A 17121-nucleotide genomic window follows, 5' to 3' on the forward strand; every position below is an offset into this window, starting at 1 on the left:
GCAGGAAAGGAGACAGGAAAAATGAGTAAACCGTTGGAGGGAGTTAAGGTCATCGAGCTGGCCAATTTCATTGCCGCTGCATCTGCAGGACGTTTCATGGCAGATCTGGGCGCGGATGTAATCAAGATTGAGGCGCCGAAGGGCGATCCGCTCCGCTATACCGCCCCTTCTGAGGGAAGACCTCTGGACTGGCTGGAGAATACCACCTGGGAGCTGGAAAATGCCAATAAGAGATGTGCTTCTCTGAATATGAAGACACCGGAGGGAATGGAGGCATTCCATAAGCTTCTGGCCTCTGCGGACGTGCTGATCACCAACTGGAGAGTGCAGGCGCTGCAGAAGCTCAACCTGGACTATGAAAGCCTGAAGGAAAGGTATCCTAAGCTGGTTTACGCGATCTGTACAGGCTACGGCGAGAAGGGACCGGACAGGGATCTTCCGGGCTTCGATTTCACTGCCTTCTTTGCCCGCGGCGGATATCTCCATTCTCTTCATCAGGCTTCTGACAGACCGCAGAATGTCGTTCCCGGACTGGGAGATCATAATGTGGGAATGAATCTGGCAGCCGGTATCCTGGCAGCACTGTATCATGCGAAGCTGACGGGAGAGGGAGAAAAGGTAGAAACCTCGCTCTTTGAGACCGCCATTTACAACATGGGAATGATGGTGCAGGCCTCCAATTATGACGGTGCGGCAAGGAACTATCCCATCGATGCCAGAAATGCGCCCACACCGACCAACAACTGCTTCAAAACCAAGGACGGAAGGTACATCCAGCTCTGTACGCCGGATTACAATATGTACTATGAGAGGGTAATGCGTGCCATCGGCAGAGAGGACCTGATCGGGAATGAGGTCTACTTCCCCATCCTGACCTGCCAGCAGAATGGAAAAACGCAGGAGGTCTACGATATCGTCATGGCGGAGTTTGCCAAGTATGATGCCGCGGAGATGGAACGGAGACTGACAGAGAACGACATTGCCTTTGGACTCGCGCAGAGCTGGAATGAGATTCTGCAGGATAAGCAGGCGGAGGCCAACGACTGCTTCTATGACATGACCTTCCGCAGCGGAAACACCAGAAGACTGGTCAGACTTCCGGTAAAGTTCGAAAACATGGGGACACCGGAATATCACCGCGGACCGGATGTGGGAGAGCATGGAAGAGAAGTTCTGAAGGAGATCGGGTATACGGACGAGCAGGTAGATGCAATGCTCGCCAGCCAGGCATTGTATATTCGGGAACAGAAGTAATGTATAGGGAAACGCTGATGACACCGACGAAACCTGTTGTTTCGCGCAGCGAAATCGTGCGATGTCTTCCGGACAGAGCTCGGCCTGCCGGATCACGCAGGCGTTGGGATGCGTGATTGGCAGGAAGAATAGGAATGCGTCAGCGTTTCCCCTTGAGAAAGGTCATGGCTTCCATGACTTTTCTTCGCACTCATCTTGTATACATGAAAGGGAAGGCACATGGATTCTTTAACAGGAGGGACAATCGGAGAGTGCCTTAGGGAACGGGCAGATAAAATGCCGGAGCATTCCGCCATGCGCGCGGGGGAATGGAGCTGCAGCTACCGGCGCTTCGAGGAAATCACGGAGCTGCTGGCCATCGATCTTATGCAGAGAGGCTTGGAGAAGGGGGACAGAATCGGCATACTCGGCGTGAACAGTCCGAACTGGGTTTTTACCTTTCTCGCGGCGGTCAAGATCGGGGTGGTTCCTTTCCTGCTGAATACCTGCTCCTGCGAGAGAGAGCTGGAGGAAATCCTGAATCGTTCCTCTCTGAATACCCTGTTCTATGGGAAGGGGCATCACGATCTTGTATACAAGGACATTCTGTCCTCCCTCTGCAAAAGGGGGAAGCGCTCGGAGCGGATGCTTCCGATCGACCGAGAGGGAGAGGCTTCCCTTTCGGAGGCGGACTTTCCTGCGTCGTATTCCGGGGAGGCACTGCGGCGCGGACTTCTTTCCAGAGAAGAGGCGGTTCGTCCGGAGGATACTGCCTGCGTGCTGTTCACCTCGGGAAGCACTGCTGCCCCCAAGGGCGTCATGCTGTGCCATCAGAGTCTGCTTCGAAATGCGGAGGCAATGCGGGATGCCATGGGCTGGGGAGAGGCGGACAGGATGTGCCTTGCGGTTCCGCTGTTTCATACCTTCGGCATCACTGCCGGTATTCTGGCATGTATTCTGTCAGGGGCAAGCATGGAGATTCTGCCCTACTACCGGACGGAGGCGGTGTGGAACGCTGTCGAGGAGAAGCACTGTACTATCCTGAACGGGGTGCCCAGTATGTTTCTGGCTATGGTCAGAAAGGAGGGCTACAGAGGACGGGACGGCAGCTCTGTTCGTTCGGGAATTATAGCGGGTTCCGCCTTTTCTGCGGAGGAGTATCAGGAAATCAAAGGGAAGTTCAGCAGGATGGATCTGCGGCCCAGCTATGGCATGACGGAAACCTCCCCCTGTGTCACCATCGTCAGGCCGGGATCGGAAAAGGAGATTCTGGAGGGGAGCTGCGGCCTCCCGATCCCCGGGGTTCGCGTCCGGATCATCCGGAGCGGCAGGGAGTGTGCCTGCGGCGAGAGCGGGGAGGTGCAGGTGAAGGGCTACAACCTGATGCAGGGCTATTTCGACAGCCCGGAGGAAACCGCGAGAGCGTTTACGGAGGACGGGTGGCTGCATACCGGGGATCTGGGCTATCTGGATCAGAGAGCTGCGCTGCATATTTCCGGTCGGATGAAGGACATCATTATCCGTTCCGGGGAGAATATCTCTCCTGCGGAAATTGAGGAGGAGCTGGATCAGTTTCCGGGCGTACAGAGGGTAAAGGTCGTGGGTGTCAAGGCCTCCGTCCGTCAGGAGGAGGTGGTTGCCTGCATGAAGATGCAGGAGGGAATAACGCTGGATCCGGATGCGGTGCAGGCGTTCCTCGCGCCAAGGCTCTCGGCCTACAAGATGCCGACATATATCATCCAGCTGGATTGCTTCCCGGAGACGGCCAGCGGGAAGCCGGATATCAAGGCGATCCGGGAAATGGCGGAGGAGGCGATCCGCACAGCCAGAGCGTGTTATATGTAAACGATTTAGCAATACGGCGATACGATACGAAAAAGGATAAGTTTGGTGAATATTCCGGCGGGGTTTCCGCAGGAAAAGCGTTTGACAGGAGGTAAAAGGAAAATGGCAGAGGCTTTTTTCACGGAGCAGCATGAGCTGATCAGAAAACTGACCCGAGACTTCGCGGAACGGGAGTTTACGGATGAACTTCTGGATCAGGTAGAGGCGTCAGGTGAATTTCCCGAGGAGGTTCTACAGAAGATGGCAAAGGCCGGTTTCTTCGGCGTGAAAACGCCGAAGGAGTGGGGCGGGCAGGGAGCGGATGCCCGGGCATACGTGCTGGTGATGGAGGAAATCTCCAGAGTGTCCGCCGTGGCAAGCATCTATGTGTCCAGCCCGAATTCTCTTTCCGGAGGGCCGCTGCTTCTGGCGGGGAACGATGCGCAGAAGGAAAAATATCTGAGGCCGGTGGTGACCGGCGAGAAGAAGCTGGCATTTGCTCTGACAGAGCCGGGAGCCGGCTCCGATGCGGGAGGCGTGCAGACGACGGCAAGAAAAGAGGGTGAGCATTACATTCTGAATGGACGGAAGTGCTTCATTACCATGGCTCCGCTGTCGGATTATGCGGTGATCTTCGCCAGAACGGGAGAGGCTGGTCCCAGAGGGCTTTCCGCCTTCGTGCTGGATATGCATGCGCCGGGTGTCTCCTGCGGCAAGGGCGAAAATAAAATGGGAATCATCGGCTGTGCGACCTCCGATATTATCATGGAAAATGCGGTGGTGCCGGAGTGCGACCGTCTGGGCGAGGAAGGGGACGGCATGAAGATTGCCATGAATACGCTGAATACCGGTCGTTTGGGTGTTGCGGCGCAGTCGATCGGCGTGGCGCAGGCCTGTCTGGACGAGGCGGTAAGCTATGCCAAGGACAGAAAGCAGTTCGGAAGGCCTATCGGACAGTTTCAGGCAATTCAGTTCATGCTTGCGGAGATGGCGACCAAGCTGGAGGCGGCGAAGCAGCTGGTGTATAAGGCAGCATACATGATGGATACCAGACAGAATGCGACGATGAACGCTTCTATGGCGAAGTACTATGCCTCGGAGGTCTGCAATGAAATCGCGCAGAAGGCGCTGCAGATCCATGGAGGCTACGGCTACATCAAGGACTACAAGATCGAACGGTATTTCCGTGACTGCCGGATCTTTACGATTTATGAGGGAACCAGCCAGGTGCAGCAGATGGTAATCGGCAGGACATTGCTTAAAAAATAACCCAAGGTCAGGAGGTCATAGAAAGATGAAGATTCTGGTTTGTGTGAAACAGGTTCCGGATACCAATGAAGTGAAGATCGATCCGGTAAAGGGAACGCTGATCCGGGAGGGGGTTCCCAGTATTCTGAATCCGGATGACGCCAATGCTCTGGAGGCGGCGCTGCAGATGAAGGACAGGGACCCGGAGATCGTAGTGGACGTGATTACCATGGGGCCGCCGCAGGCGGGATATATGCTGCGGGAATGCCTGGCAATGGGGGCGGATCATGCCTATCTGCTTTCCGACCGTGCCTTCGGCGGCGCAGATACCTGTGCGACCTCGACGACGATCGCGGCAGGCATCAAAAAGGTGGGCGATGTGGATTTGATCTTCGCGGGTCGGCAGGCCATAGACGGAGATACGGCACAGGTAGGTCCGCAGGTGGCGCAGAGACTGGGGCTTCCCGAGGTGTCCTATGTACAGCATTATGAGGTGAAGGGAAATGCAGTAGAGGTACAGCGGCAGCTGGAGGACGGCTATGAGGTTCTGGAGGTACAGATGCCCTGTCTGCTCACCTGCGTGAAGGAGCTGAATACTCCGAGATATATGTCGGTCGGCTCCATTGTGGATGCATACCAAAAGGAGATCACGGTATGGAATCATGAGGATGTGGAACTGGATCCCAGGGACTGCGGTCTGAATGCTTCGCCGACGCAGGTCTTCCGCTCCTTTACGCCTCCGCAGAAGGGGAAGGGAGAAATGCTCTCCGGAACGGTGGAGGAAATGGCAGGGAAGCTGGTGGAAAAGCTGGCGGAAAAGCATCTGGTCTGATGGAACAGGAGGGAAAATCACATGGCAGTTATTGTAAATAAAGAAAAATGCAGAGGATGTACAAAATGTGTGAAGGTCTGCCCCTTCGACGCCATCACCATGGTAGACAGAAAGGCGGAGATCGGGATGTCCTGCACCAGCTGCAAGCAGTGTATCGCAGCCTGCCCCTTTGATGCCATATTCCAGACCGAGGAGGAAAAGAGCGAGATCGATCTGAGCGCATACCATGGGGTCTGGGTATTCGCGGAGCAGAGAGACGGAAAGCTGATGAGCGTGGCGCTGGAGCTGCTGGGAGAGGGGAGAAAGCTGGCAGATCAGGTGGGCTGCGAGCTCTGTGCTGTGCTCTGCGGCGAGCAGGTGGAGGCGCTGATTCCGGAGCTCTATGCATATGGCGCGGAAAAGGTCTACTACGCGGATAGTCCGGAGCTCAGAACCTATCGGACGGACGCCTATACGAAGGTGATATACGAGGCCATTCAGCGTTATCGTCCGGAGATCGTACTGCTGGGCGCGACGCATATCGGCAGGGATCTGGGGCCGTGTCTGGCAGTCCGCTGCGGGACAGGACTGACTGCGGATTGCACCAGGCTGGAGATCGATCCGGAAACCAAGGGCATCCTCCAGACGAGACCGGCCTTCGGCGGCAATCTGATGGCGACGATTCAGTGCCCGAAGCATCGTCCGCAGATGTCTACGGTACGTCCCGGCGTGATGGAAAAGCCGGTAAGGGATGCGGGAAGAACCGGAGAGACGATCCGGCTTTCTGCAGAGTTCAAAGAAGGAGAGATCCGCACCAGGATTCTGGAGATCGTCAAGAGCGCGAAGGAAACGGTATCCTTGAGCGATGCCAAGGTGATCGTTTCCGGCGGTATGGGACTGGGTGGAAAGGAGGGCTTTGACCTGCTTCGGAAACTGGCAGACCGCATGGGAGGAACTGTCGGGGCATCGAGAGCTGCGGTGGATGCCGGATGGATCGACCACGCCTATCAGGTGGGGCAGACGGGGACGACAGTCCGTCCGGACATCTATTTCGCCTGCGGAATCAGCGGAGCGATCCAGCACGCGGCAGGAATGAAGGATTCGAAGCTGATCGTCGCGATCAACCAAAATGAGAGCGCACCGATCTTTGACATCGCCGACATTGGCATCGTAGGGGATCTCTACAAGGTCATTCCGGCGATTCTGTCCGAGCTGGAGCAGTATGAGGAAAAGAAATAGGCAGCTGCAAGCAGCAGACAGAAATGCCGTCGGCGGGGAGGCTCGCCGGCGGCATTTATCAATGCCATGCTTCGGTACGGAAAGAGACGGGGCGGCAGGCATATTCGTGAAGCAGAGGGAAGGAGAAAACGTATGACGGAAAAAATCCGGATCATTTGCCGCGAGCCGGAGGTATATTGCCTGCCAATTCCTTTGCCGGACAGTCCTCTCCGAAGCCTGAATGCCTACTTGATCCGATCGCAGGGAGAAAGCCTGCTGGTGGATACCGGCTTTCGGCATCCGATATGCATCTGTGCCATGGAGGAGGTGCTTCGGATACTCAATGTGGATAGGGGGCGGATGCGGATTTTCATCACGCACTGCCATACAGATCATATGGGCTCTGTTCCGGACATTATGCGGCCGGAAAATCAGGTTTTGCTGTCGGAGACAGAGTATCGGATGTGTGCCGGGCATCTGGAGGGGGACTATTGGGAGCAGGGGGAGAGGCGGTTTCTGTCGGAGGGCTTCCCCATGGCGGAGCTGGAGCAGGTGCGGCAGGTCAATCCCTCCCGGATTTATATGCCGAAGCGTATGTTTCCCGCCGGCTTCGTGAAGGATGGGGAGCGCTGCAGGATCGGGGCATGGGAGTGGGTATTTATGGATACCAGAGGACATTCTCCGGGGCATATGAGTTTGTATCTGCCGGAGAAGGAGATCCTGATCCTGGGGGACCATGTCCTTTTCGATATTTCCCCGAATATCACCAACTGGATAGGGGTAGAGGATTCTCTGGGAGACTATCTGAACAGTCTGGACAGGATATCTGCGCTTTCGGTCAGTATACCGCTCCCGGGCCACAGGGGAGCAGGAAGGGGGCTTCGTGAAAGAATCGCAGAGCTGAAACGGCACCACTGCATCCGGCTGGAGCAGATGCTCGCGGAAATCCGGCAGAAGCCGGGAATGACGGCATATCAGATCGCATCAGGAGCACAGTGGCGCATGCAGGGTAAGAGCTGGGAGGATGCGCCCAAAAGCCAGAAATGGTTCGCGGTGGGGGAAACGATAGCCCATCTGGATTATCTTCGCCTTAGAGGCGCAGTCAGCCGGAAAATGGAAGAAGGGAGAATGCACTACGAGATATAGGATCGGATCGGAGGCACGCGATAATTGCTCCATGGGAAGGACAAGGGAAAAAAAACGCTCCCGATCGGGAGCGTCAAGAGGGAAAAATCAGCCTAATATATAATTGCCTGTGATGATAGAATAAATCCCCAGAACAACTACAACCGCACAGGCCAGAAGGTAGAACGGACGGATTCGAATCGTCCAGCCCTTGGCTTTCGCTATTTTTATCATAGCGAGCTGTCCTGCGAGAACCGCTGCGAAAATCAGGGTAATGATTACAGTCATTGTTGGCTTACTCATAAATCGTTTTCCTCCTGGAATTTCATTTGTCATTTACTGTATAAGGCTCCGGTTTCCTCGCCTATCCTCGATCAGCCGAAGAAGCGATCGTAGGTATTCCGGCGAACCACGCGCACCGCTCTCGCACTTCCGAGGCTCAGCAGAAGCTTGAAGCGGACATAGCTCTCTGCCGCACCTGCGAAGGACTCCTGCGCTGCAATCGCCTTGTCACAGAGGGTGAGCAGACAGCCGAGACGGGAGCTCGGGACGGAGCTTGCGAGCGGAAACATGTGGCTCCGGATCGCCTGCTGCTCCTTTCGGGAGAGCGGGAAGCCCGCTGCGAGGGAATTCTTTACGGCATCCTCCGGATGGTAGAAGCAGTACCAGCGTCCGTCATGCCCGCTGTCCTTGTCGTTTTTATGGTAATCTACGAGACAGAAATCGTGCAGCAGCCCGACGCGGGCGGCACTGTCCGGGTCGATCCCCAGCTTTGGCGCGAGCCTGTGTGCCAGCTGCGCGACGCGGACGCTGTGATCATAGGTATTGGTGCTGCCATGCCGAGGTACGGTAAGCAGCTGCAAATAACTTGGATTTCTCGTAATCTCGGTGTAGGAAGCGGCGAACCTTACGGCATCATCGGATAGCGTCATAGCACAGCCTTTCTGTATGCAGCCTGAACTTTAAAACAGTGCCACTATACTGCATTTCCGACGGCATTGCAAGTTTCTTTTGAAAAAGTTCAGAAAACAGCGCCGGTGCCGGGCGCGTATCTGCCTTCCCTCCGATTCCTTTCCAGGATCAGCTCTACCGCGTGACTCAGTCCGTCCGAAAGGATGTGCGGGGCGACATAATCCGCGGCCTGCTTGCATTCATCCTTGGCGTTGCCCATCGCGATCCCCAGTCCGACGTGCCGGAGCATATCGATGTCGTTCAGCCCGTCTCCGATGGCGGCAGTCTCGGATCGGTCGATGCCGTAGTGCTGTAAAACCCTGTCTACCCCATAGACCTTGTCGATGCCTCTCGGTGTCAGATCGAAGGAGAGCCCGTCCGACCAGCGAACGATCTGGCATTCCGGAAGACGCGCCGAAAGATGCAGGGAGTCCGCGTAGGGAAGGATCGGGATCAGCATGTAGATCGGATTTTCCAGTGCGTCCTCGATCAGACCGAGCTCCGGGATCGGAGAGTGGATTGCGTCGAAGCTCCGACGGAGGTCGTCATTGACATAATTCACATAGATGCGCCGCTCCTCCTCGAAGATCACCGGAAAGGAATGCTCCGAGAGGAAGTCGGCAAGCGTCCGGATCGTATGCTGCGGGATCGGGCTTTTGTGCAGGACAGTGCCGTACTGCGGGTCGAAGTAGCAGTCATCCGCAGGAAGCGCTGCGGAGGCAGAGCCGAAGATCCTGCTGTGCTGCCGTGTGCTGCTTCCCTCCGGAAGAATATAGCAGTAGTTTCCGTCCAGCGTAACGAAGGCGTCGAAGGGCAGATGGTCGATCAGATTTTCCGTATGAAGCTCCAGCCAGTGCCTGCCGGTCGCGATACAGGTGAGGATGCCGGATTCCCGTGCGGCGCGGATCGCCTGCCGGCTTTTCTCCGGGATCACACCGGTCTCGAAGGGGCGCAGGGTTCCGTCAATGTCGAAGAATATTATCTTAATCATAGGCAGAGTGTATCGGAAAGAGAGGATTGCGTCAACCCTGCATCAATGCTAGAATGCAGAGTATCGCAGCCTGCAGCATCCCTGCGGGGAATACGGCGGAAAAGCGGTGGAAAGGAGTCGGATTGGAACGAAGACTGCTCTATATAAATAAGAAAGAAGCGGAAAAAGACAAGATGCGAAAGCTCGCGGCGTGCGCAGTCATGCACGGCGTGAAGCTGGAAACGGTGACAGAGGAGGAGCTGGGCACGCTCCCGGAGGATGCGGAGCTTCTGAAGCTGCGCGGCTTCGGCAGGGATGAGGTCGGCGCCTTCCTCTCTGCGCTCAGGCGGGCGGGCGTCCGTATCGATTATAAGTGCGTCGAGACGGAGAGGAATGCGTGCTGGACGCTCCGACAGCTCTATGAGGAGCTCCGGGCGGAGCATGAGGAAATGCATCGGCATGGAAAGGCAGGGCAATGAGAGTGGAGGAAGGAAAGAAGAAAAGAACGGCGGCAGAGGGGAAGCCGAAAAAGGGCGGTCTGGTTTCGGAGCTTCTGGAATGGGGGAAGATTATCGTCTTTGCGGCGGTGGCGGCATTTCTCATCAATCATTTCCTGATCGCGAATTCCAACATTCCGACCGGTTCCATGGAGAATACAATCATGGCGGGGAGCCGCGTCATCGGATCGAGACTGCATTATACCTTCGGAGAGGTGCAGCGGGGCGATGTTGCGATCTTCATCTATGGATATAAGTGCCGGAATGACGGCAGGGTCTACCGGGAGACGGAGGAAGGGGTCTGTCCGGACTGCGGCAGGGCGGATAGGAGGAATCAGGTCATCTACTATGTGAAGCGGGTGATCGGGATGCCGGGAGACCATATCGAGATCCGGAGAACCGGAGAGGTTCCCGCAGAGGAGATCTCGAAGCTGCCGGTGCGCTCCGAAAGCGGGATGGTTCCGGTGGGGAAGCTCTATGTCAATGGAGAGGAGCAGGAGGAGCTGTATCTGCCGGAGCCGATGCTCGTAGATGGCGCGCAGTTCCCGGAGGTGGATCTCACGGTGCCGGAGGACTGCTACTACATGCTCGGCGACAACCGGAACAATTCCATGGATGCCCGCTACTGGGGGGAGAATAACTTTGTGAAGCGTGACAAAATGCTGGCGAAGGTGTATTTTAAATACTGGCCGCTGCGGGAGATCGGGCCGGTGAAATGACGCAGCGGAGTTGTTCCGGAATGACAGAGGGAATGACAGCGCGCCGGCGTATCTTCACAGAAAGAACACAGAACGATGCTAGAATCAGAGAAGCTGTGAGTCCCGGCTGCGGGCTTCGGCGGGAAAGGAGCTAAGTATATGGCAAAAACAGAAGGGCAGAAGCTGGAAGAGCAGCTCTGCTATAAGATGAAGCATATCGGCATGGAGAGGCCGGAGGAGCTCGAGAAGGCGCAGGTCTTCGCGGAGGGCTACAAGACCTTCCTGAATCATTCGAAGATCGAGCGCGAGTGCGTGCGCTATACGGAGGAGCTGGCGAAGAAGGCGGGCTATGTGCCGTTTGAGAGAGGGAAAAAGTACCGGACGGGAGAGAAGGTCTATGCCGTAAACCGCGGCAAGAATATCATCCTCACGACGATCGGACGAAAGGGCTTCTCCGAGGGAGTACACTTCAATATCGCGCATATCGATTCCCCGAGACTGGATATCAAGCCGAACCCCCTCTATGAGAAGGAGGAGCTTTCCTACCTGAAGACGCACTACTACGGCGGCATCCGTAAGTACCAGTGGGGTGTCACGCCGCTCGCACTGCATGGAAGAGTGATGCTCGCGGACGGCTCCTTCATGGACCTTACGCTCGGGGAGCAGGAGGGAGATCCGGTTTTTGTCGTCTCCGATCTGCTGCCGCATCTCTCCGCGAAGCAGAATGAGCGGCCGCTGAAGGAAGGGCTGAAGGGGGAGGAGCTGAATATCCTTCTCGGCTCGACTCCAATCGCTGACCCGGAGCTTAAGGCGGCGTTCAAGCTCAAGGTGCTTTCTCTTCTCCATGAGCGTTACGGTATGACCGAGAAGGACTTCCTCCGTGCGGAGCTGACGATGGTTCCCGCGCAGAAGGCGGTGGATATCGGGCTGGATCGTTCGCTGATCGGTGCGTATGGGCAGGATGATAAGGTCTGCGCCTATACGGCGGTGATGGCAGAGCTCGAGTGCAGGGAGCCGGAGTTTACGACCGTTACCCTGCTCACGGATAAGGAGGAGATCGGCTCCGTCGGCAATACCGGCATGGCGGGTGACGCGCTGCTGCACTATCTGGAGGATCTCATAGAGTGCGAGGGGGAGCGGGTGCGCGATGTGCTGCGGCATTCTCTCTGCCTCTCCGCCGATGTCAATGCGGCGTTCGATCCGACCTTCCCGGATGTTTTCGAGCCGCAGAATGCTTCTTACTTAAACCATGGCCCGGTGCTTACGAAGTATACCGGCGCCCGCGGCAAGTCCGGCTCCAATGATGCCAGTGCGGAAACCATGCAGAGAGTGATCGCGTATATGGATGAGGCGAATGTGATGTGGCAGATCGGCGAGCTCGGCAAGGTCGATGAGGGCGGCGGCGGGACGATCGCGCAGTTCATGGGGAATCTCAATGTCGATACCGTCGATCTGGGCGTACCGGTGCTGGCGATGCATGCGCCGCTGGAGATCACTGCGAAGCTCGACGTATATCATACCTACCTTGCCTTCAAGGCATTCAATCGTTGAGGAACGGAGGGAGCGGGCTTTCCACTCCCTTTTTCTCATTTTCGCGGCGGACGGGCGGCGAGCTCCGTTCGTTTCTGTGAAAATGAAAGCACAGAAAGAAATAGAAATAAGGAGAAGAGGATGAAGAAAAGAAGCTTACTGCTGCTTTTTGCGGGACTTACTGTCGTAATGCTGGCAGGCGCCTGCGGGAAGAAGAGCAATACGGAGACGAGCAGCGCACAGGAGAGCAGCGAAGCACAGTCGGCGGGGCAGGTTTCCGCGGACGATCCGGAGCTGAAGGCACTGGAGGAAATGACGGTGCCTGCGGCACCGGCGCTCTCTGAAATGGGGACGATCACGCTTCCAGAGCTTAGCAGTATCGAGGTGATCAGCAGCCCGGAGGAGGAAGTGACAGACGAGGAGGTCGACAATCAGATACAGGCGCTGCTTTCCGCGAAGCTCGTGGAGGTTCCGGGGGACAGCGTGGAGGGAGATACCGTCAATATCGACTATGTGGGGACGATAGACGGCGTTGCCTTCGACGGCGGGACGGCGAGCGGTTATGATCTGAAGCTCGGCTCCGGCAGCTTCATCGACGGCTTCGAGGGGCAGCTTTTCGGGAGGAGAAAGGGCGATAAGGTGACCGTTAAGGTGACCTTCCCGGAGGACTATGGAAAGGCGGAGCTCGCCGGAAAGCCGGCGGAGTTCGAGGTTACCGTGAACGCGGTCAAGCGTGTGCCGGCGCTTACGGACGAGTGGGTGAAGGACAATGCGGAAATCGACGCGGAGACGGTGGAAGAGCTTCGGCAGAAAACCCGGGAGCAGCTCGCTTATAACCATTCCTACAGCTATCATTCCGGTATCCAGCAGGACGCTCTGATGAAGATCGTGGACGCGGCTTCGATCGAGCTTTCCGATGCTATGAAGGAGTACGGAACTGCCTATGTCCTGAATGCACAGATCCAGCAGATGAAGGGCTACGGCTTCGACCTCGCCTCCATGATCAATATGTACGGCATGACGGTGGAGAGCTTCAAGGAAGAGATGGAGTCGGAGGGCGCAGAGTATGCGAAGCAGTACTTCGTTCTGCACAAGCTCGCTGCGGAGCAGAGCATCAGTCTGAACGACGCACTGATGGACGACCTGCTCTCGGATATCTCCAGAATGAGCGGCAGAAGCTACAATAAGCAGGAGCTGATCGATCAGTTCGGACAGGAGGCCGTGGAGAATGAGGCGGTCAACGGCGCAGTCATGGACTATATCGAGTCTAATGTCAGGGTAAAGATCGAGGAGAAGGCGCCGGAGAGCAGCGCAGCGGAAAGCGCGGCAGGCTGAGAGAAGGCATGGCTTCGGGCAGAGCAGCAGAACGGTTCTGCCCGATTTTTATAGGAGTATTAAAAACTTTTTGTTTTTGTTCTTTGGCGCAGGGCGTAAAATAGATGGGCAGTTATGCAGTAATGAGAAAAAGGAAAAGATGGGGGAAGTATGGCAAAGAAAGTGGGATTTGATTCACAGTACAGGGCGGGAAAGCGAAGGAGTATTCTGGGTGCTCTGCTGTGTATTGCAGGGATTGCAGCGCTGGCGTTTTTTGGATATACCGGGATGAAGACGATGAGGGCGCCGGCGGATCTGGAGGACGGCTTCTCCACCGGCGTGGGAGAAGCGGCAGGAATATACAGCGCGATCGATGTTACGGACTATTATGGCGTGACTGCGTCGAGCAAGCACTCGGACTATGTGGTATTCACGACCGAGGACAAGTATATGTTCCTCGCGGTAGTACGGGATAAGCATCTGGATCAGATCGAGCAGCAGCTGGACAATGGGCAGAAGGTTCGTCTGGAGGGCTTCACCGAGGAGATCCCGGGAGAGGTTATCCGGTATACGATAGAGGTTTTTGAAGAAAATGACAGTGAGCTGGAGCTGGACTATGATAACTTCCAGCAGTATTTCGGAGCAGTTGTGCTTGATACGCGTTCTGCCGGGCTTACGGGCTTTCTCGGGAAGGCGCCTTACAAGTATGTCTTCGGCGCCGGAGCGATCATGCTGCTCGGAGGGCTGTATCTCTTCGTGACGGGGCGGAGAAGAGCGGGAAGCTATGACGCTTTGGGAGATGTAGAGCGGCAGCAGTATCAGAAGGAGATGGACGATCCGGCGACGGCTTACTATCCGACGGAAAAGATGTATCTTACGCCGAATCATCTCATCCATATGGAGGACGGCTTCAAGGCGGTGAGCTATTCGGAAATCAGTCGGGTATTTGTCGTGAAGCACTATACAAATGGAATGAAGGATGGCGCGAATCTGATTATCCGCCTCACGGATGGAAAGCAGATCAATTGTGCGCGAGAGAAGTTTACGACCTTCTCCAAAAAGAAGAGCGAGGCGACTCTCGACAATCTGCATGAAATTATGCGGCGGATCGGTGAGAAGAATCCGAAGATTGAACTGGGGGCTCCGGACTGATCGTATTCAGGAACGATAATAGAAGAGCGGCAACAGTGAACTGTGTTTACCGGATGGCGCAGAATCTCAGAGCGGCAGGTTTTCCTGCCGCTGATTTTGATTTTTCTTCTTGACAGCGTGACTTTACTATGATAAAGTGATAAATCATAAAAGCAAACAATGAAGGAAAACGGGAAGCAGAGGAGGAATTATGAAAAAGAGCGGACTTATCTTCATGGGAACGATGCTGATGACACTGGCGCTGACGGCGTGCGGCACCTCCGGCGCCGCGGGTACCGAAGCCTCTGCGGAGACGGCGGGCGGGGCGGAGAGCGGCAGTGCAGCGGAAACGGAAAAGGAGGCTTCCGGGAGCGCGGTGCAGACCGCGTCCGGGAAGTTCACCGTAGGCTTCGACCAGGAGTTTCCGCCGATGGGCTTCGTGGGAGCAGACGGACAGTACACCGGATACGACCTTGCGTTGGCATCAGAGGTCGCGAAGCGGCTCGGGCTGGAGTTCGTCGCACAGCCGATCAACTGGGATGCGAAGGATATGGAGCTGGAGTCCGGCAACATTGACTGCATCTGGAACGGCTTCACGATGCAGGGCAGAGAGGATGCCTACAGCTGGGTTGGCCCGTATATGGCGAACAATCAGGTCTTCGTGGTCAATGCGGACGCGGAGATCAAGACGCTCGCAGACCTTGCAGGGAAGGCGGTCGAGGTACAGAAGGATTCCTCTGGGCTCGCTGCATTGAACGAGGAAGCGAATGCAGCACTCAGGGGAAGCTTCGGGACGCTGACGGAGGTCGCGGACTACAATACCGCGCTGATGGATCTCGAGTCGGGCGCGGCGGACGCGGTATGCATGGACTCTGTCGTAGCGGGCTATCAGATCACCTCCTCCGGAAAGAATATGCGGATTCTCGACGAGAAGCTCTCTGCCGAGGAGTACGGCATCGGCTTCAAGAAGGGGGAGGATGCCCTTGCCGCCGCGGTGAAGGAGGCGCTTCTCGAAATGAAGGCGGACGGCATCGTGGAGGATATCTCCAAGGAATGGTTCGGAGATGCTGCGGTATTCACACTGAAATAAGGAACGGCCATGACACTTTCTCAGATCCTGTGGAGCCTCCTCGGAGGAATGCGGGTCAGCCTGCAGATCTTCTTCATTACACTGCTCTTTTCTCTTCCGCTCGGACTGCTGATCTCGTTCGGGCGGATGAGCAAAAACCGCATTTTACGCAGCATAACGAAGCTGTACATCTCGATTATGAGAGGCACGCCGCTTATGCTGCAGCTTTTTGTCGTCTATTACGGACCGTATTATCTCCTGAAGATCCGATTGAGTCCGGAGTACCGGAACAGTGCGGTCTATATCGGCTTCGTCATCAACTATGCGGCGTATTTCGCGGAGATCTATCGCTCGGGCATCCAGTCCATGCCCGCCGGACAGTACGAGGCGGCGGAGATCCTCGGCTACAGCCGTGCATCGAGCTTCCTCCGCATTATCCTGCCGCAGGTCTGGAAGCGCATCCTGCCGTCTGTCACCAATGAGGTCATTACCCTTGTGAAGGATACCTCGCTGGCGTTCTCGATCTCCGTGATGGAAATGTTTACGACGGCGAAGGCGCTCGCCTCCAGCCAGACCTCGATGACGCCGCTGATCGCCGCGGGCGTTTTCTATTACATCTTCAATTTCATCGTGGCATACGCGATGGAGCGTGCGGAGAAGCGGCTGGATTACTATAGCTAGGAGGAACGGAGAGGCATGAAGCTGCTGACGATGAAAAATGTGAGGAAGACCTTTGGGGAGCTGGAGGTGCTTCGGGATATCAGCCTGTCCGTCGGCGAGGGAGAGATCGTCTCGATCATCGGCCCCTCCGGATCGGGGAAGTCGACCCTGCTCCGCTGCGCGACGCTGCTGGAGCGGATGGACGGCGGGAGTCTCCGCTATGAGGATACTGTGGTCTGTGAGAATGATGCGGCAGGGAATGCGATATACCGGGACAAAAAAACGTTCGGGCAGGTACGCTCGATTTACGGGCTGGTTTTCCAGAATTTTCATCTCTTCCCGCATTGGACGGTGCTTCGCAATGTGACAGATGCCCTGATCCATGTGAAACGCGTCGAAAGAACAGAGGCGGAGGCGCGCGGGATGGAGCTGCTTCGCAGGATGGGGCTCGCGGAAAAGGCGGGTGCCTACCCCTGCCAGCTCTCCGGCGGGCAGCAGCAGCGCGTCGCGATCGCGCGGGCGCTGGCGCTGAATCCGAAGGTGCTCTTCTTCGACGAGCCGACCTCGGCGCTGGATCCGGAGCTCACCGGAGAGGTGCTGAATGTGATCCGTTCGCTGAAGGAGCTTCATATCGCGATGGGGATCGTCACTCACGAGATGACCTTCGCGCGGGATATCTCCGACAGAGTGATCTTCATGTCCGACGGCGTGATCGTCTGCGAGGGCAGTCCGGCGGAGGTTTTCAGCTCGGAAAACGAGCGGATGCGAAGCTTCCTCGGACGGTATCAGGGGATGCTGTGAACATACATTTTATTCAAAAACAGGAGATGTGAAGAGAGAAA

At 56.2% G+C, this 17121-nt stretch carries 17 protein-coding genes; 14 read left to right on the forward strand and 3 right to left on the reverse strand.

Annotation, left to right across the window (positions count from 1 at the left end; translation table 11 throughout):
• Window positions 1–21 precede the first annotated feature (21 nt).
• From HW273_RS01295 to HW273_RS01320, 6 genes are all read left to right on the forward strand, one after another.
• On the forward strand, window positions 22–1254 hold the full coding sequence (locus HW273_RS01295) for a CaiB/BaiF CoA transferase family protein (protein ID WP_179009984.1): 1233 nt from the start codon (window positions 22–24) through the stop codon (window positions 1252–1254).
• 219 nt (window positions 1255–1473) lie between these two features.
• Window positions 1474–3078, forward strand: a complete 1605-nt coding sequence (locus tag HW273_RS01300; RefSeq protein WP_179009986.1) for a class I adenylate-forming enzyme family protein — start codon at window positions 1474–1476, stop codon at window positions 3076–3078.
• Window positions 3079–3180: 102 nt separating this feature from the next.
• Window positions 3181–4326 (forward strand): acyl-CoA dehydrogenase family protein, encoded by a 1146-nt coding sequence (locus HW273_RS01305; protein WP_179009988.1) that lies wholly within the window; start codon window positions 3181–3183, stop codon window positions 4324–4326.
• Between the two features lie 25 nt (window positions 4327–4351).
• Entirely contained in the window at window positions 4352–5137 is a 786-nt protein-coding gene (gene etfB, locus HW273_RS01310) for an electron transfer flavoprotein subunit beta (RefSeq protein ID WP_179009990.1), read from the forward strand.
• 21 nt (window positions 5138–5158) lie between these two features.
• A complete protein-coding gene (locus HW273_RS01315) occupies window positions 5159–6355 on the forward strand; it encodes an electron transfer flavoprotein subunit alpha (protein ID WP_179009992.1) in 1197 nt (398 codons plus the stop codon).
• Window positions 6356–6487: 132 nt separating this feature from the next.
• Window positions 6488–7480: an MBL fold metallo-hydrolase gene (locus tag HW273_RS01320; RefSeq protein WP_179009994.1), complete on the forward strand. Its 993-nt coding sequence runs from the start codon at window positions 6488–6490 to the stop codon at window positions 7478–7480.
• An 87-nt stretch (window positions 7481–7567) separates the two neighbouring features.
• Here HW273_RS01320 and HW273_RS01325 read toward each other — a convergent pair whose 3' ends face one another.
• The 3 genes from HW273_RS01325 to HW273_RS01335 form a co-directional block, all read right to left on the reverse strand.
• Window positions 7568–7762 (reverse strand): hypothetical protein, encoded by a 195-nt coding sequence (locus HW273_RS01325; protein WP_179009996.1) that lies wholly within the window; start codon window positions 7760–7762, stop codon window positions 7568–7570.
• Window positions 7763–7833: 71 nt separating this feature from the next.
• The gene (locus tag HW273_RS01330; RefSeq protein ID WP_179009998.1) at window positions 7834–8391 is read right to left on the reverse strand and encodes an HD domain-containing protein; all 558 of its coding nucleotides are present in this window, start codon (window positions 8389–8391) and stop codon (window positions 7834–7836) included.
• 89 nt (window positions 8392–8480) lie between these two features.
• Window positions 8481–9401 carry an HAD hydrolase family protein gene (locus tag HW273_RS01335; RefSeq protein WP_179010000.1) on the reverse strand — a complete coding sequence of 307 codons (921 nt, stop codon included), beginning with the start codon at window positions 9399–9401 and terminating at the stop codon, window positions 8481–8483.
• A 122-nt stretch (window positions 9402–9523) separates the two neighbouring features.
• Here HW273_RS01335 and HW273_RS01340 point away from each other — a divergent pair, with 122 nt between their 5' ends.
• The 8 genes from HW273_RS01340 to HW273_RS01375 all read left to right on the forward strand — a co-directional run bounded on the left by HW273_RS01340 (window position 9524) and on the right by HW273_RS01375 (window position 17080).
• Window positions 9524–9859: a DUF3783 domain-containing protein gene (locus tag HW273_RS01340; protein ID WP_179010002.1), complete on the forward strand. Its 336-nt coding sequence runs from the start codon at window positions 9524–9526 to the stop codon at window positions 9857–9859.
• Window positions 9856–10596: a signal peptidase I gene (gene lepB, locus HW273_RS01345; RefSeq protein WP_179010004.1), complete on the forward strand. Its 741-nt coding sequence runs from the start codon at window positions 9856–9858 to the stop codon at window positions 10594–10596. The genes HW273_RS01340 and lepB overlap by 4 nt, the downstream gene beginning before the upstream one ends.
• 138 nt (window positions 10597–10734) lie before the next feature.
• Window positions 10735–12126, forward strand: coding sequence for an aminopeptidase (locus HW273_RS01350; RefSeq protein ID WP_179010006.1), 1392 nt, complete (start codon window positions 10735–10737; stop codon window positions 12124–12126).
• A 120-nt stretch (window positions 12127–12246) separates the two neighbouring features.
• Window positions 12247–13440 carry a trigger factor gene (tig, locus tag HW273_RS01355; RefSeq protein ID WP_179010008.1) on the forward strand — a complete coding sequence of 398 codons (1194 nt, stop codon included), beginning with the start codon at window positions 12247–12249 and terminating at the stop codon, window positions 13438–13440.
• 150 nt (window positions 13441–13590) lie between these two features.
• Window positions 13591–14571 carry a hypothetical protein gene (locus HW273_RS01360; RefSeq protein WP_179010010.1) on the forward strand — a complete coding sequence of 327 codons (981 nt, stop codon included), beginning with the start codon at window positions 13591–13593 and terminating at the stop codon, window positions 14569–14571.
• Window positions 14572–14761: 190 nt separating this feature from the next.
• Window positions 14762–15640, forward strand: a complete 879-nt coding sequence (locus tag HW273_RS01365; protein ID WP_179010012.1) for an amino acid ABC transporter substrate-binding protein — start codon at window positions 14762–14764, stop codon at window positions 15638–15640.
• 9 nt (window positions 15641–15649) lie between these two features.
• Window positions 15650–16300: an amino acid ABC transporter permease gene (locus HW273_RS01370; protein WP_179010014.1), complete on the forward strand. Its 651-nt coding sequence runs from the start codon at window positions 15650–15652 to the stop codon at window positions 16298–16300.
• Window positions 16301–16315: 15 nt separating this feature from the next.
• Window positions 16316–17080, forward strand: coding sequence for an amino acid ABC transporter ATP-binding protein (locus tag HW273_RS01375; protein WP_179010016.1), 765 nt, complete (start codon window positions 16316–16318; stop codon window positions 17078–17080).
• Window positions 17081–17121: the final 41 nt, after the last annotated feature.

The sequence above is a fragment of the Oribacterium sp. oral taxon 102 genome, from assembly GCF_013394775.1.
Lineage (GTDB): Bacteria > Bacillota > Clostridia > Lachnospirales > Lachnospiraceae > Oribacterium.